At 72.6% G+C, this 15,047-nt stretch carries 14 protein-coding genes; 6 read left to right on the top strand and 8 right to left on the bottom strand.

The annotated features are described in order from the left end of the window. From GSY69_RS06190 to GSY69_RS06175, 4 genes are all read left to right on the top strand, one after another. Positions 1-1,317, top strand: coding sequence for a CynX/NimT family MFS transporter (locus GSY69_RS06190; RefSeq protein ID WP_160953005.1), 1,317 nt, complete (start codon positions 1-3; stop codon positions 1,315-1,317). A gap of 86 nt (positions 1,318-1,403) precedes the next feature. Further along, a complete protein-coding gene (locus tag GSY69_RS06185; protein ID WP_160953004.1) occupies positions 1,404-2,000 on the top strand; it encodes a VOC family protein in 597 nt (198 codons plus the stop codon). Continuing rightward, entirely contained in the window at positions 1,997-2,758 is a 762-nt protein-coding gene (locus GSY69_RS06180; protein WP_160953003.1) for a YggS family pyridoxal phosphate-dependent enzyme, read from the top strand. Before GSY69_RS06185 ends, GSY69_RS06180 begins: the two co-directional genes overlap by 4 nt. Before the next feature lie 2 nt (positions 2,759-2,760). After that, positions 2,761-3,684, top strand: a complete 924-nt coding sequence (locus tag GSY69_RS06175) for an exonuclease domain-containing protein (protein ID WP_160953002.1) — start codon at positions 2,761-2,763, stop codon at positions 3,682-3,684. Between the two features lie 111 nt (positions 3,685-3,795). Here GSY69_RS06175 and GSY69_RS06170 read toward each other — a convergent pair whose 3' ends face one another. Both GSY69_RS06170 and GSY69_RS06165 read right to left on the bottom strand, forming a co-directional pair. Further along, positions 3,796-4,113 (bottom strand): thiamine-binding protein, encoded by a 318-nt coding sequence (locus tag GSY69_RS06170; protein WP_160953001.1) that lies wholly within the window; start codon positions 4,111-4,113, stop codon positions 3,796-3,798. Positions 4,114-4,115: 2 nt separating this feature from the next. After that, positions 4,116-5,303 carry an acetyl-CoA C-acetyltransferase gene (locus GSY69_RS06165; protein ID WP_160953000.1) on the bottom strand — a complete coding sequence of 396 codons (1,188 nt, stop codon included), beginning with the start codon at positions 5,301-5,303 and terminating at the stop codon, positions 4,116-4,118. A gap of 285 nt (positions 5,304-5,588) precedes the next feature. Between GSY69_RS06165 and GSY69_RS06160 the strand changes: the two genes are divergently transcribed. Beyond that, positions 5,589-7,418, top strand: a complete 1,830-nt coding sequence (locus tag GSY69_RS06160) for a coiled-coil domain-containing protein (RefSeq protein WP_160952999.1) — start codon at positions 5,589-5,591, stop codon at positions 7,416-7,418. An 82-nt stretch (positions 7,419-7,500) separates the two neighbouring features. On the opposite strand, the gene GSY69_RS06155 is transcribed toward GSY69_RS06160, so the two are convergent. Continuing rightward, complete coding sequence (locus GSY69_RS06155; protein ID WP_235936333.1) at positions 7,501-7,806, bottom strand: hypothetical protein; 306 nt, start codon at positions 7,804-7,806, stop codon at positions 7,501-7,503. A 134-nt stretch (positions 7,807-7,940) separates the two neighbouring features. Here GSY69_RS06155 and nucS point away from each other — a divergent pair, with 134 nt between their 5' ends. Continuing rightward, a complete protein-coding gene (gene nucS / locus GSY69_RS06150) occupies positions 7,941-8,636 on the top strand; it encodes an endonuclease NucS (RefSeq protein WP_160952998.1) in 696 nt (231 codons plus the stop codon). Between the two features lie 7 nt (positions 8,637-8,643). On the opposite strand, the gene GSY69_RS06145 is transcribed toward nucS, so the two are convergent. From GSY69_RS06145 to arcD, 5 genes are all read right to left on the bottom strand, one after another. Further along, the gene (locus GSY69_RS06145) at positions 8,644-9,891 is read right to left on the bottom strand and encodes an arginine deiminase (protein ID WP_160952997.1); all 1,248 of its coding nucleotides are present in this window, start codon (positions 9,889-9,891) and stop codon (positions 8,644-8,646) included. A 222-nt stretch (positions 9,892-10,113) separates the two neighbouring features. Then, a complete protein-coding gene (gene arcC / locus GSY69_RS06140) occupies positions 10,114-11,022 on the bottom strand; it encodes a carbamate kinase (protein ID WP_160952996.1) in 909 nt (302 codons plus the stop codon). Between the two features lie 10 nt (positions 11,023-11,032). Further along, positions 11,033-12,037 (bottom strand): ornithine carbamoyltransferase, encoded by a 1,005-nt coding sequence (locus GSY69_RS06135; RefSeq protein WP_160952995.1) that lies wholly within the window; start codon positions 12,035-12,037, stop codon positions 11,033-11,035. 110 nt (positions 12,038-12,147) lie between these two features. Beyond that, a complete protein-coding gene (arcA, locus tag GSY69_RS06130) occupies positions 12,148-13,395 on the bottom strand; it encodes an arginine deiminase (protein ID WP_160952994.1) in 1,248 nt (415 codons plus the stop codon). A 136-nt stretch (positions 13,396-13,531) separates the two neighbouring features. Then, on the bottom strand, positions 13,532-15,001 hold the full coding sequence (gene arcD / locus GSY69_RS06125; protein ID WP_235936332.1) for an arginine-ornithine antiporter: 1,470 nt from the start codon (positions 14,999-15,001) through the stop codon (positions 13,532-13,534). Positions 15,002-15,047 lie beyond the last annotated feature (46 nt).

Genomic DNA, 15,047 nt, shown 5'->3' with positions numbered 1-15,047 from the left:
GTGAGCGCACCCCGGAATCCGCCCGGCCCGCCGCCCGAGTCCGAGGCCGCGGCGTCCGCAGCCCGGCCGCGCGTGCGCGGCGCGCTGGCCCTCGTGGGGCTCCTGCTCATCGCGTCGAACCTGCGGGCGGGCATCACGAGCGTGGGCCCCGTCGTCGGCCTCATCCGCGCCGATCAGCACCTGAGCGCGGTGGCCGCCTCGGTCATCGTGAGCACGCCGCTCGTCGCATTCGCCCTCGTATCCCCCATCGCCCCCGCGGTCGCCGCGCGCTTGGGCCTCGAGCGCGCCCTGGGCCTGGCACTGGCCATCCTCGCCTGCGGCATCGTCCTGCGCTCCACCCCGCCGCAGCTCCTCCTGTGGGTGGGCACCGCGCTGCTGGGCGTCGCGATCGCGCTGCTCAACGTCTTGCTCTCCGCGCTCGTCAAGCGCGACTACCCCGACCGCATCGCGCCCATCACCGGCCTCTACGCCTCCGTCCAGTCCGCCATGGCGGCGCTGGCCTCCGGGCTGGCCGTGCCGCTGGCCGGCGAGCACCCCAGCGGCTGGCGGCTGGCCCTGGGCGTCTGGGCCGGCCTCGCACTCATCGCGCTTGCCGTCTTCGCCCCGCGCCTGCGCGCCAGGCCCCACCCGCCCACGGTGCTCGCCCACGCCGCAGCGGGCCCCGCCGAGGCGCGGGCCGACGCCGGCGCGCCCGTGCCGGCCAGCGCCTCGGCGGCGGGCTCCCACCGTGCCCGCACCCGCGCCCGGGCGATGTGGACGAGCCCGCTGGCCTGGCAGGTCACGCTGTTCATGGGCCTGCAGTCGCTGGCGTTCTACGTGCTCATCGCCTGGCTGTCCTCCATGGAGCAGTCCGCAGGGATCACCGCGGCGCAGGCCGGCTTCCACCTGCTGCTGTTCAACCTGTGCGCGCTCGTGGGCAACCTGCTGTGCTCCTCGCTCACCCACCGCACCTCCGACCAGCGCCTGATCGCCGCGGGCTGCTCGCTCGTGCTCATCGGCGCCTACGTGGGCCTCATCCTCGCGCCGCAGGCCGGCGTCGTCTGGGCCTGCGCGTCCGGGTTCGCCGGCGGGGCGACGATTGTGCTGGCGCTCTCGCTGTTCGGCCTGCGCACCCGTGACCACGCCGCGGCGGCCGCGCTGTCCGGCATGGCGCAGGCGGTGGGCTACGCGATCGCGGCGGTGGGGCCGATCCTCATCGGCGCGCTGCACGACGCGGCCGGCGGCTCGTGGACCCCGGGACTCCTCGTGCTCATCGGCGCCGGAGCGCTGCAGCTGCTGTTCGGGGTCCTCGCCTCCCGGCCCCGCATGGTCCAGTGAACGCCCGCCCGGGATGGGAGGCGCCGCGCGGGCCCGGAGTAGGCTGAGCCGCAGCCATTGGAGCCCCGAGCGAAGGAACGACGAGCATGTCCGAGCGCGCACCCCTGCCCCTGCCCCGCGGGATCCAGCACCTCGGCATCACCGTGCCGGACCTGGATGCCGCCACCCGCTTCCTGCAGGACGGACTGGGCGCCCGCATCGCCTATGACGGCCTCACCGCCGCAGACGAACCGCGCCAGGGCGCCGAGGTCGAGCGCCAACTCGGCCTCCCGCCGGGCGCCAGGATCGTGCGGCAGCGGATGTTCGCGGTCGGCGACGGGCCGGGTCTCGAGGTCTTCCAGATCGAGGGAGACCAGTGCCCGGCCAGCGGCCTGGCCGATCTGGGCCTCAACCACATGAGCCTCTACTGCGACGACATCGACGGCTGCCTGCAGCGGCTGCGCGCGGCGGGCGGTGAGCCCCTGAGCGAGGTGCACGGCAATAGCCGGCACGAGGACACCCCGGGCAACGGCAGCGTCTACGTGCGCGCTCCCTGGGGTATGCTCATCGAGCTCCAGACGATCCCGGGCGGCCACTACTACCCGCCGGACAGCGAGGCCGAGGTGTGGATGCCCTCCCCGCGCGACGCCGCGGACGCCCCCGCCCAGGCCGCGGACAGCGACGCGGCCGGCAAGCCGCGATGAGCGCCGAGGAGCGCTACCCTACCGCCGAGTCGACGGAGGACTTCGCCCGCAATCTCGCCCAGGTCAGCGCCCGCATGGACGCCGCCGCCGCGCGGGCCGGCCGCAGCGGGGACCGGGTGCGCCTGCTGCCGGTGAGCAAGACGGTCCCCGCGGAGCGGATCCGGCTCGCCGCGGCCGCCGGCTGCACCCGGCTGGGTGAGAACAAGGTCCAGGAGGCCGACCGCAAGCACAGCGAGCTGGCCGACCTGCCCCTGGAGTGGGCGATCATCGGCCACCTGCAGCGCAACAAGGCCCGCGAGGTCGCCGGCTTCGCGGCGGAGTTCCACGCGCTGGACTCGCTGCGCCTGGCCGAGGCCCTCCAGCGCCGCCTCGTCGCCGCCGAGCGCACACTGGACGTCTACGTGCAGGTCAACACCTCCGGTGAGGCCTCGAAGTACGGCCTCGCCCCCGAGGAGCTGGCCGACTTCCTCCGTGAGCTGCCGGCCTTCGACCGCCTCCGGGTCCGCGGGCTCATGACACTGGCGGTCCTGAGCGCGGATGCCGAACGGGTGCGCGGCTGCTTCCGGCTCCTGCGCGAGCTGCGCGATCGCACCCGCCAGGAGGAACCGGATCTGCTCGGACCCGGTGAGCTGTCCATGGGGATGTCCGGGGACTTCGAGACGGCCATCGAGGAAGGCGCCGACGTGGTGCGCGTGGGCCAGGCGATCTTCGGGGCGCGGGCGACCTCGGACGCCCACTACTGGCCGGCGGAGGGCTGAGCGTGGCGGGGGCGCCGGCCGCGGGACTCGACTTCGTCGCGATCGACTTCGAGACAGCCAATCGCACGAGCGCCTCGGCGTGCCAGGTGGGCGTGGCCGTGGTGCGCGACGGCACCGTGGTGGCAGCCGACGGCTGGTTCATCGTCCCGCCCACCGGGCTCGATGCCTTCGATGCGTGGAACATCCGGATCCACGGGATCACCCCGGATGCGATTGTCCGCGGCGGCGGCCTGAGCTGGGCGGACTCCGTGGGGCGTCTCATGGGCATCGCCGGGGGCCTGTCGTTCGTGGCCCACAACGCGCCGTTCGACCGCGGGGTGATGGCCGCCGCGTGCGGCCTGACCGGCGTGCCGATGCCCGCCAACGACTGGCGCGACACGGTCCCGCTTGCGCGCCGGCACCTGCCCGGGCTGCCCAATCACAAGCTGCCCACCGTGAGCGAGCACCTGGGTGCCGCGCCCTTCGCCCACCACGATGCGGCCGCCGATGCGCTCGCCTGCGCGCAGATCGCCGTCGAGGTCGCCAGGCGGGCCGGCCTGCACACGGTGGCCGAGCTCTGGCCGCAGCCGGCTCCGGGTGCGAGCCGGCCCGGTTGGGCGGGGAAGAACGCGAAGCCGCTGCCGCCGGACCCGGCGGCCGATCCCGCCCACCCCCTGCACGGGCGGCGCATCGTCCTCACGGGCGACGTGGCGGGGTTCACCCGCGCCGAGCTGTTCGCAGCCCTCGCCGCGCGCGGCGCCATCGTCCAGTCGAGCGTGACGAAGGCCACGGAGGCCCTTGTGATCGGCGGCGTGGGCAGCGTCGAAGCGGGCTATCCGTTAGAGGCCGGCACGGGCAAGGAGCGCAGGGCCGCCGCCTATCGGGCGGCCGGGCAGCCGATCGCGCTGCTGGGCGCCGACGACATCCGCCTGTTGCTGGGCGGCTAGCGGACCCGCCGCGCCCGGCGCTGGAGCACCAGCCACGCGAGCGGTCCGGCGATCGGAAACGCGACGATGCCCGCGCCGGCATCCGCGATGCCGGCGCGGCGGGCCGGCGCCTCAGTCCGCGTCCGCCTGGGCGATCGCGTTCTCGAGGCGTTCGAGCTTGCCGGTCAGCTCACCGGTGTGCCCGGGCCGGATGTCGGCCTTGATGACGAGCGAGACGCGCGGGCCGAACGCGCCCACGGCCTCGGTGGCGCGCTTGATGACGTCGAAGACCTCATCCCACTCGCCCTCGAGGGTCGTGAACATCGCGTCGGTGCGGTTGGGCAGCCCGGATTCCCGGACGATGCGCACGGCGGCGGCCACCGCCTCGTGGACGGAGCCGTCGCCCGCGTCGGCACCGCCGGAGGGGGCCACGGAGAATGCCGCGAGCATCGTCAGCGCCCCGCGACGTCGAGCACGAGCGCATCGCCCTGGCCGCCGCCGCCGCACAGGGCGGCGACGCCCTTGCCGCCGCCGCGCCGGCCCAGCTCGCTGACGATCGCGAGCACCACGCGCGCCCCGGAGGCCCCGATGGGATGCCCCAGCGCGATCGCGCCGCCGTTGACGTTGACCTTCTCGGCATCGATGCCGAGGTCCTTCATGCTCGCCAGCGACACGGCGGCGAACGCCTCGTTGATCTCGTAGAGGTCGAACGCCGCGGCATCGACGCCCTCGCGCTGCGCCGCCGCCTTGATGGCCTGCGAGGGCTGGTGCTGGAGCGTCGAATCGGGCCCGGCGGTCCAGGCGTGGGCGCGGATCTCCGCGAGGATGGGGGCGCCGAGCTCCTCGGCCTTCGTCCGGCTCATGATGACGAGCGCTGCCGCGCCATCGGAGATCTGCGAGGCCGAGCCCGCCGTGATCGTGCCGTCCTTGCGGAAGGCCGGCTTGAGCTTGCCCAGCCCCTCGGCCGTCGTGTCCGGGCGCACGCCCTCGTCGCGCTCCACGACCGTCTCGCCCTTGCGCGACTTCACGGTCACCGGCGCGACCTCCTCGTCGAAGCGGCCGGCCTCCCACGCCGCCGCGGCGCGCTGGTGGGACTGCGCGGCGAACGCGTCCTGCTCCGCGCGGCTGAACTCCCGGTCGCCCTTGTTCGCATCGTCGGTCAGACCGCCCATCGCCTGATCGGTGAACGCGTCCCACAGCCCGTCGTAGTCCATGTGGTCGCGCACGGGGATCGTGCCGTACTTGTAGCCGGCGCGGGAGTGCTCGAGCATGTGCGGGGCGTTCGTCATGGACTCCTGTCCACCGGCCACGACGATGTCGTACTCGCCGGAGCGCACGAGCATGGCCGCATGGGTGATGGCGGAGATCCCGGAGAGGCAGAGCTTGTTGATCGTCTCCGCGGGCACGCTCATGGGGATCCCGGCCTTGGCCGCGGCCTGGCGCGCGGGGCCCTGCCCCTGGCCGGCCTGCAGCACCTCGCCCATGACGACGAACTGCACCTGCTCGGGCGAGATCCCGGCCCGCTCGATGGCCGCTCCGATCGCGTGGGCGCCCAGCTCCGGGGCGCTCAGCGAGCCCAGCGCGCCGGACATCCGGCCCAGCGGCGTGCGTGCGCCTGCAACGATGACTGCGTCTTCCATGTTCGCTCCTCGTCTGCGCTCGGTGCGCGGGTGTGCGCGGGATCCGCGCGATGGGCGCTGCGGGCGGCGATGCCCCGCGGCGCGGGCCGCCCGTGCGCTGCGCGCCGGGCCGTCGAGGCCCACCCTAGTGCAGTCCCCCGCAGCGCGGCGCGCCACCGGGGGCGCCCGCCCGGGCGCGGCGCTCAGCCCGCCCGCGGTTTGGGTCGATAGAGTGGGGACCAGCAGACAGGCGTGCGCCTGCGGGTGTCACCGCTGACACAGAGGCCAACAGACAGGAGATGGACCGTGTCGCCTTCCGATGAGTTCCGCACAGCCATGCGCGGCTATGAGAAGAACGAGGTCGAGGCCCGCATCGGCCAGCTCCGCCAGGAGATCGACTCGCTGCGCAAGGCGCTGGCCGACGCGCGCTCCCAGGTCATCACCGCCGACCGCGCCAAGCTCCAGATCGCCGGCGAGCTCTCCGAGGCCAGGGCGCAGCTGAAGAAGGCGAGCACGGACCAGGGCGAGGCGCAGGGCGCGCCCGGCAGCCGCATCGACCACCTGCTCAAGATCGCCGAGTCCCAGGCGCGCGAGACCCTGGCCCAGGCGACCGCGGATGCGGAGACGATCCGCAACAAGGCCCGCGCCGATGCCGCGAGCGCCCGCGCGCGCATGCACACGGAGAGCGACGACACGCTCAACAGCGCCCGCTCGGAGGCCGAGGCCACGACGCAGTCGGCGGAGCTGCGCGCCGCGGAGACGATCGCGTCGGCCGAGACCCGCGCCGAGGAGATCCGCGCCGCCGCCGAGCGCGAGGCCTCGCAGCTGCGCGAGACCGTCGCCGCGGAGGCCGCCGAGGCCCGCGAGTCGCTCAAGCGCGAGCTCGCCAGCCGCAGCGCCGACGCGGGCGCGGAGGCCGCCCAGCTCACCGCGCGGGCCAAGGAGGAGGCCGAGGAGCGTCTGAGCTCGGCGCGCGCCCAGGCCGAGCGGGCGACGAAGGAGGCCGATGCGCACGCCGAGCAGGTCACCTCCGAGGCCCAGGAGCAGGCCCGCGTCGCCACCGAGGGGGCGCGCGCGCAGGCCGAGCGCGTCACCCGGGAGGCCGCGGCCGAGGCCGAGCGCGTCACCGCCGAGGCGAATGCCGAGGCCGAGCGGCTGCGCACCGAGGCGCAGGAGGCCCATGCCTCGGCGCGCGCCGCGGCCGATGCGCTCGACGTCGAGCTCGCCGAGCGCCGCCAGGCGCATGAGAAGGACGAGCAGGAGCGCTTCGCCCGCGCCGCGGAGGAGAGCCGCCGCCTGCACGAGGAGGCGAAGGCGCGCGCGGCGAAGGCCGACGAGGAGGCGCGCGAGGCCGCCCAGCGCGCGGAGGCGGCGCGGCAGGAGGCCGTGGAGAAGGCCGACACGATCATCGCCGACGGCAGGAAGCGGGCCCAGGACCTCATCGCGGAGGCCCGCGCCACGGCCGAGGCGACCATCGAGGAGTCCTCCGCGGAGGCCAAGCGCAATGTCCAGGCCGCCCAGTCCCAGGTCGACCTGCTCACCAAGCAACGGCGCACGATCACCGCCCAGCTCGAGCAGCTGCGCTCGATGTTCTCCGCGCCGGGGCTGTTCGAGGGCGTCGACTTCGACGACGACAAGTCCGATCAGGCCGCGAAGGCCGCGGTGCCCACCGAGCGCATCGCGTCCGAGTCCGAGCTGCGCGCGATCGCCGAGCGCGCCGATGACGCGGCCGATGACGCGGAGGTCAGCGAGGCCCAGGCCGCGCCGATCGCCCAGGATCAGGACCCGGATCAAGGCGAAGAACAAAGCCAAGGCCAGGACACGGCCCACGACTCGGCCCAGGATGCGGACGACGGCGCCGCCGCGGGACAGGCGCCGGGCCGCGCGCAGGAGCAGGAGGCGCCGCGGGAGCCGCGCGCCGACACGCTGGTCATCGACGCCGAGGCCGTGAGCGCGCAGGGCGCTGACGGTCAGAGCGCGGAGGCGCCGGCCACGCAGGCGATCGACGCGCAGGCAACCGAGGCCCACGAGGTGGTGGCCGACGGGGCGAAGGACGAGGTCTTCGACGCCGAGGGCGGCGCCGAGTTCGACGGCTCGCTCGACCACGGCGGGGAGGCCGACAAGCGCCTGCGCTGAGCCCCGCACCCACCCCACTCATCAGCCACCCGCCGCGCCCGAGGCGCGGGCCCAGCGCGAGCCGGGCCCGCGCCTCGGGCGCTCACATGCGGCGGGTGCGGGCGTTGAAGCAGGCCGTGTGCCAGTGGCGCCGGCCCGTGACCCCCGTGCCGTAGCCGAAGTCGTCATCGGAGCGCCAGGCGACGGTGTGCGGCGTGGCGGCCGCGAGCTCCTGGTGGCAGCCGGGGCACGTGTAGACCTTGCCCGAGGCGCTGCCGCGCACCTGCTGGATGACCCACGTGCCGTCGGGCTCGACCGCGGTGCGCCGCAGCGCGCTGACCGCGGCTCCCAGCTCCCGCTGGGGCCGCTGCCACTTGTTCGCGCGGCGCGAGGACGAGGACCGGGGCATGGGTGCAAGCGTAGTCTCGGCCGCCCGCCGCGCGCACGCCGCCCGGCGCCGGCCGGCGCGTTGCCCTCCACCGCGCGGCGTGGCTCCGCTCACCGCCGTGCCGTCCGCACGGCGGCGCTCGGTAGGCTGGTGCCGTGCGATTGGTGATAGCGAACTGCAGCGTCGACTACGCGGGCCGGCTGACGGCCCACCTGCCCCTGGCCCCCCGGCTCATCATGCTCAAGGCCGACGGCAGCGTCCTCGTCCACTCCGACGGCGGATCGTACAAGCCGCTCAACTGGATGACGCCGCCGGCCGCGCTCACGATCGCGGAGCCGAGCGCCGAGCAGGCCGAGGCCGGGATCGCGGAGATCTGGACGGTGCGGCAGGCCAAGACGGACGACCGGCTCGTCATCTCCGTGGCCGAGGTGCTCTCCGACACCCAGCACGAACTCGGCGTGGACCCCGGGCTCACGAAGGACGGGGTCGAGGCCCACCTGCAGGAGCTGCTCGCCGAGCACATCGAGACCCTGGGCGAGGGGTACTCCACGATCCGCCGGGAGTACATGACCGCGGTGGGGCCGGTGGACATCCTCGCCCGCGACGCGCGCGGCGCGGCGGTGGCGGTGGAGATCAAGCGCCGCGGCGGCGTGGACGGCGTCGAGCAGCTCACCCGCTACCTCGAGCTCATGAACCGCGATCCGCTCCTGGCACCCGTGGCCGGGGTGTTCGCCGCGCAGGAGATCCGACCGCAGGCGCGCACGCTCGCCGAGGACCGCGGGATCCGCTGCGTGGTGCTCGACTACGACGAGCTGCGCGGGATGGACGACCCGGAGTCGCGGCTGTTCTGAGCCGGGCTCAGTAGTCGACGGCCTCGCGGACAATCGGGCAGGTCATGCAGTGCCCCCCGCCGCGCCCGCGGCCCAGCTCCGCGGAGTCGATCTCGATGACCTCGACGCCAGCGGCGCGCAGCAGCGCGTTCGTGTGGACGTTGCGGTCGTAGCCGACGACGACGCCCGGCTCGAGCGCCACGACGTTGTTGCCGTCGTCCCACTGCTCCCGCGCGGCCTGGTAGGCGTTGCCGCCCGTGGGCACCGTGCGCAGCTTCGGCAGCCCGAGCGAGCGCGCGACGACGTCCATGAACGGCCGCTCCTCGAGGGTGGCGGAGAAGCCGCGCCGGTGGTCGTCGGGGCGCAGCGTGATGGGCTTGATGCCGGCCACCACGTCGTCGAAGGCCGTGACGAGGTCCCGGTCGCAGAAGGAGAAGACCGTGTCCAGGTGCATCGAGGCCCGGTCGCGGCCCATCGCCGCCACGACCACCTGCTCGGCCGCGCCCCCGTCGAAGAGCCGCATGGCCAGCTGCGAGATCGCCTGCCACGATGACCGCTCCCCCATGCCCACGAGGACGACCCCGTTGCCGATCGGCATGATGTCCCCGCCCTCCAGGCTCGCCAGCCCGTGCTGGCGGTCCGGATCGCCGTACCAGATCGAGAAGTCCTCGCCCGTGAAGCGCGGGTGGAAGCGGTAGATCGCGCTCGTGAGCATCGTCTCCTGCTGCCGCACCGGCCAGAACATGGGGTTGAGCGAGACGCCGCCGTAGATCCAGGCGGTGGTGTCGCGGGTGAACTGGGTGTTGGGCAGCGGGGGGAGGATGAATTCGGTGGGCACGCGGGAATCGGCGAGCACCCGCAGCACGTGCCCGGAGAAGTCCCGCGGCAGGTCCGCATACGCCAGGCCGCCGATGAGCGTCTCGGCCAGCCGGTCCGCGGGCATCTCCGCAAGGAAGGCGCGCAGCTCATCGCCGACGCCCAGGCCCACGAAGTCCGGGGTGAGCTTGCGGTCGAAGATCCACTCGCGGGCCTCGTCGATCGCGACGGTCTGGGCGAGCATCTCCTGCATCTCGAGGACCTCGATGCCGCGCCCGCGCATCATCGCGATGAACGCCTGGTGGTCTTCGCGGGCGCGCTGGACCCACAGCACCTCGTCGAAGAGCAGCTCCTCGCGGTTGCGCGGGGTCAGGCGCTGGTGGGCCAGCCCGGGCGAGCAGACCATGACGGTCTGGAGCCGGCCGACTTCCGACCACGCTCCGATCGGGGTGTGCGACATCGGGGATCCCTTCGCAGGTGCCGGGGCCGCCCCCGGGCAGGTGAGACCCAACCTACCCCAACCGGGCTGCCCCGGTGCCCCCGCGCGCAGGCGCCCCGGCCGCGGTGCCCACCGGCGCCGAGGCGCGGCGCGGCCCCCGCTCCCACGGTCGGGAGCGGGGGCCGGGTCCGGGCCCGCCCCGGGCGCGATGCCGGCGGCCCGGCCCTGCGCCTCGTGGCCGCCTCAGCCGGCGACGACCGAGGTGCCGGCGGTGCCCGCGACGAGGCCCTCGATGTCGGCGAGCGCGCCGATGACGGCCCGCCTGCCGGTCTCGCGGACGAAGTTGCAGGCGGCCTGCACCTTCGGGCCCATGGAGCCCGCGGCGAACTCGGAGCCCTCCGCCTCGGCCAGCGTCAGCTGCGGGATGAGCTCCTGCGCGCCGGTCCCCCAGTTGCGGTAGACGCCCTCGACATCGGTGGCGATGACGAGCACGTCCGCGTCCAGGTGGGCGGCGAGCATGGCGGCGGCGAGGTCCTTGTCGATGACCGCCTCGATGCCGCGCAGGATGCCGTCGGAGCCGAGCACCGTGGGGATGCCCCCGCCGCCGGCGCAGATGACGAGCGTGCCGGACTCGACGAGGAGCTTGATGGGCTCCTCCTCGATGACGCGCACCGGCAGCGGCGAGGCGACGACCCTGCGGAAGTAGGGGCCGTCGGGCGCGATCGCCCAGCCCTTCTCCTCCGCGAGCCGGTTCGCCGCGTCCTCGTCGTAGACGGGCCCGATGAACTTCGTCGGGTGCTCGAACGCGGGGTCCTCGGGGTCGACCTCCGTCATCGTCAGCACCGTCACGAGGTGCTGCTCGGGGGGCATGACGTTGCCGAGCTCCTGTTCGAGCATGTAGCCGATCATCGCCTCGGACTCGGCCCCCAGGACGTCGAGGGGGTAGGCCTCGACGTCCGTGTAGGCCGCCGCCTGGAGGGCGAGCAGACCCACCTGGGGGCCATTGCCGTGGGCGACCACGACCTCGTTCTCCCCGGAGATCCGCGCGATCCGCTCCGCGGCGATCGCGATGTTCGCGCGCTGGTTGGCCGCGGTGAGCGGCTCCCCGCGCTTGAGCAGGGCGTTGCCGCCCAGTGCCGTGAGGACTCGCATGATCCCTCCCTCAGCCCATCGTCGAGACGAGGACGGCCTTGATCGTGTGCATGCGGTTCTCCGCCTGGTCGAAGGCGATGTTGTAGGAGGACTCGAAGACCTCCTCGGTCACCTCGATGCCCCCGGCCAGCTGCGGGTACTGCTCCGCGATCTGCTTGCCCACCTTCGTCTCCGAGTTGTGGAACGCGGGCAGGCAGTGCATGAAGCGCACGCGCGGATTGTGCGCCGCCTCGATGAGGTCCATGTTGACCTGGAACGGCAGCAGCGCGTCCACGCGCTCGCCCCAGCTCTCGATGGGCTCGCCCATGGAGACCCACACGTCCGTGTGGATGAAGTCCACGCCGTCCACGGCCTCCTTCGGATCGTCGGTGATCATGATGCGCGCACCGGACTCCTTGGCCCAGTCGCGGCACTTGGCCACGAGCTCGTCGTCCGGCTGGAGGGCCTTCGGGGCGGCGATGCGCACGTCCATGCCCAGCTTGGCGCCCAGCAGCAGCAGCGAGCGGCCCATGTTGTTGCGGGCGTCGCCCACGTAGGCGTAGGCGATGTCGTGCATGGGCTTGTCCGAGTGCTCGATCATCGTGAGCGCGTCGGCGAGCATCTGGGTGGGGTGGAACTCATCGGTGAGGCCGTTGAAGATCGGCACGCCCGCGAACTCCGCGAGCTCCTCGACCGTGTGCTGGCTGAAGCCGCGGTACTCGATCGCGTCGTACATCCGGCCGAGCACGCGGGCCGTGTCCTTCATCGACTCCTTGTGCCCGATCTGCGAGGAGGTGGGATCGATGTAGGTGAGGTTCGCGCCCTGGTCGTAGGCGGCGACCTCGAACGCGCAGCGGGTGCGCGTGGAGGTCTTCTCGAAGATGAGCGCGATGTTCTTGCCCGTGAGCGTCGGCTGCTCGGTGTGGGAGTACTTGGCGCGCTTGAGATCGCGGGCCAGGTCGATGAGGAAGCGCAGCTCCTGGCCGGTGTGGTGGGTGAGAGAGAGCAGGTTGCGGTTGAGCAGGTTCATGCCCATGGTGGTCTCCTTCTGCTGGTGGTACGGGGATGGTCGTGGGTTCGGTCATCCCGGGCCCGAGGTGCGGGCCCGGGGCGCCGCGCCGGCGGGGTCCGCCGGCGCGGCGGTGCTCAGTAGTCCACGGGATCGCGGGTGATGGGGCACGTCATGCAGTGCCCGCCGCCGCGGCCGCGGCCCAGCTCGCCGGAGTTGATCGTGATGACCTCGACGCCGGCCTTGCGCAGCTGGGTGTTCGTGTGGGTGTTGCGGTCGTAGCCGATGACGACGCCCGGGGAGAGGGCGACGACGTTGTTGCCGTCGTCCCACTGCTCGCGCTCGGACTGGTAGGCGTTGCCGCCCGTGGGCACCTCGCGCAGCTTCGACAGCCCGAGGGCCGAGGCCACGACGTCGGTGAAGGGCCGCTTCTCCATGGTCACGGAGAAGCCGCGGTCGCGGTCGGCCGGGCGCAGGGAGATCGGGCGGATCGTGTCGACGACGTCGCGGAAGACCGTGACGAGGTCGCGGTCGCAGAACGAGAACACCGTGTCCAGGTGCATCGAGGCGCGGTCGCGGGCCATGGCGGCCACGATGATGTGCTGCGCGGCGCCGTGGGCGAACAGGGACTGCGCGAGCTGCGAGATCGCCTGCCACGAGGACCGCTCGCCCATGCCGATGAGCACGACCCCGTTGCCCACGGGCATGATGTCGCCGCCCTCCAGGCTGGAGAGCCCGTGGTTGACGTCGACGTCGCCGTACCAGGTGGAGAACTCGCGGTCGGCGAACTTCGGGTGGAACTTGTAGATCGCGGCGTCGAGCATCGTCTCCTGCTGGCGCACCGGCCAGTGCATGGGGTTGAGCGTGACGCCGCCGTAGATCCACGCGGTCGTGTCGCGGGTGAACTGCGTGTTGGGCAGCGGCGGGAGCAGGAAGTCCGTGGGCACGTGCGCCCCTGCGAGGGCCACGATGACCGAGCGGTTGAAGTCCGCCGGGAGGTCCGCGTAGGCCAGGCCGCCGATGAGGTAGTCGGCGAGCTCGTTCGAGGGCAGCTCGTCGAACCAGGCGCGCAGCTCCTCGTCCACGCCCAGGCCCACCATGTTCGGGCTGAGCTTGCGGTCGAGCACCCAGGCGCGTGCCTTGGGCTGCTCGAGGATGTCGCGCAGCAGATCGTGCATCTCCAGCACGTCCACCCCGCGGTCGCGCATCTTCGCGATGAAGTCCAGGTGGTCGCTCTTGGCCTTCGCCACCCACAGCACCTCGTCGAACAGGAGCTCTTCGCAGTTGCGGGGGGTCAGGCGCTGATGGGCCAGGCCCGGGGTGCAGACCATGACCTCGCGGAGCTTGCCGACTTCCGACCAGGCTCCGATGGCAGGTGCGTTCATGGTGTTCCATCCTTTCGATGTGCGGCGGGGCGCCGCGTCAGGAGTGCAGTCCGCGGACTGCGGAGGCTGCGTGGGACAAGGTGGGGCGGGAGGGGATGCCTCCCGTGGGGCCCGCCGGCGGCGGGCCCCGGGCGGCTCAGCCGAGGAGGCTGAGCGAGCCGTTGGCGAGGCGGACGATGGCGATGACCGCGCCGATTGCGAAGACCGCGACGACGAGCAGCTCCCACCAGGTGAAGAGCTTCTTCGCGTGCTGTTCGCGCTTGGCCCAGATGTAGACGATCACGCCGGGCAGGTAGATGAGGGCGGAGAGCAGGAGGCTGCCGAGCCCCGCCGCCACGAGGAGCCAGATCCCGTAGACCACCGCGATGATCGAGAGGATGAGGTCGCGCACCCGGCCCTTCCTGTGCGCCCCGGTGTAGGTGTCGCCGGTGACGGTGACCTCCAGCGCGTACCCCGCGGAGAGCAGGTAGGGCAGGAGGATGAGCGCCGCGGCGAGCGTCGCCATCGCCAGGTAGACGTCCTCGGAGAAGAACGTGAGGATGAGGATCGCCTGGCACAGGCCGTTCGTCACCCAGAGCGCGTTGGCCGGGGCGTGGTGCTTGTTGAGCTTGCCGAAGAACGCCGGCATGGTGCCGTCCGAGCCCGGGACCTGCATGGTCTCGCCGCACAGGAGGATCCATGCGAGCAGCGCGCCCAGCAGGGAGATGATGACGCCCACGCTGATGAAGACGGAGCCCCAGGGGCCCACGACCGCGGCGAGCACGTCGCCCATGGAGGCGTCGCCCAGGCCCGCGAGCTCCGCGCGCTGCATGATGCCCATGGACAGGAGGTTGACCGCGACGAGCATGGCGAGCACGGCGAGGAAGCCGATGATCGTGGCCTTGCCGACGTCGCTGCGCTTGCGTGCCCGCTGCGAGTAGATCGACGCGCCCTCGATGCCGATGAAGACCCAGACGGTCACGAGCATCATGTTCTTCGTCTGAGCGAGCACGGAGCCCAGGTCCGAGTTCTCGCCCCAGAAGTCGAAGGAGAACAGGTCGTACTTGAAGCCCACCGCGCAGATGACGATGAAGACGATGAGCGGCACGATCTTCGCGATCGTCGTCACCGTGTTGACGAACGCGGCCGTCTGGACGCCCTTGATGACGAGCAGGTGCGTAAGCCACAGCAGCACGGAGGCGCAGAGGATGGCGATGGGGGTGTTGCCGCCCTCGAAGGCGGGGACGAACTTGCCGATCGTGGAGAACAGCAGCACGAGGTAGCCCACGTTGCCGATGAGGGCCGAGAGCCAGTAGCCCCAGGCCGAGTTGAAGCCGATGTACGAGCCGAACCCGGCGCGGGCGTAGGCGTAGATGCCGTTGTCGAGCTCCGGCTTGCGGTTGGCGAGGAACTGGTAGACGAAGGCGAGCGAGATCATGCCGATGCCGGTGATCGTCCAGCCGATGATGACGGGGCCCGCTGCGGCGGCCGAGGCGATGTTCTGCGGGAGCGAGAAGATGCCACCGCCGATCATCGAGCCGATGACGAGGGCGAGGAGCGCCGGCAGGGACAGCCCGCCCGGTGCGGTGCCCGCGGTGGGGGCTTTCGACTCCGTTGTCGTAGACATTGGCATCCTTTCACCAATCGGGGTGACTGCCAGCGGCGGAATTTCC

The sequence above is a fragment of the Brevibacterium rongguiense genome (assembly GCF_009857845.1).
In the GTDB taxonomy this organism is placed as follows: Bacteria; Actinomycetota; Actinomycetes; order Actinomycetales; family Brevibacteriaceae; genus Brevibacterium; species Brevibacterium rongguiense.
This window is presented reverse-complemented; position numbering and strand designations above follow the sequence as displayed.

What these genes read in the sequence shown, in the direction of transcription:
- GSY69_RS06185 (WP_160953004.1), top strand. Translation starts at nt 1,404, where the DNA reads ATGTCCGAGCGCGCACCCCTGCCCCTGCCCCGCGGGATCCAGCACCTC.
- GSY69_RS06180 (WP_160953003.1), top strand. Translation starts at nt 1,997, where the DNA reads ATGAGCGCCGAGGAGCGCTACCCTACCGCCGAGTCGACGGAGGACTTC.
- GSY69_RS06170 (WP_160953001.1), bottom strand. Translation starts at nt 4,113, where the DNA reads ATGCTCGCGGCATTCTCCGTGGCCCCCTCCGGCGGTGCCGACGCGGGC.
- GSY69_RS06165 (WP_160953000.1), bottom strand. Translation starts at nt 5,303, where the DNA reads ATGGAAGACGCAGTCATCGTTGCAGGCGCACGCACGCCGCTGGGCCGG.
- GSY69_RS06155 (WP_235936333.1), bottom strand. Translation starts at nt 7,806, where the DNA reads ATGCCCCGGTCCTCGTCCTCGCGCCGCGCGAACAAGTGGCAGCGGCCC.
- GSY69_RS06145 (WP_160952997.1), bottom strand. Translation starts at nt 9,891, where the DNA reads ATGTCGCACACCCCGATCGGAGCGTGGTCGGAAGTCGGCCGGCTCCAG.
- arcC (WP_160952996.1), bottom strand. Translation starts at nt 11,022, where the DNA reads ATGCGAGTCCTCACGGCACTGGGCGGCAACGCCCTGCTCAAGCGCGGG.
- GSY69_RS06135 (WP_160952995.1), bottom strand. Translation starts at nt 12,037, where the DNA reads ATGGGCATGAACCTGCTCAACCGCAACCTGCTCTCTCTCACCCACCAC.
- arcA (WP_160952994.1), bottom strand. Translation starts at nt 13,395, where the DNA reads ATGAACGCACCTGCCATCGGAGCCTGGTCGGAAGTCGGCAAGCTCCGC.
- arcD (WP_235936332.1), bottom strand. Translation starts at nt 15,001, where the DNA reads ATGTCTACGACAACGGAGTCGAAAGCCCCCACCGCGGGCACCGCACCG.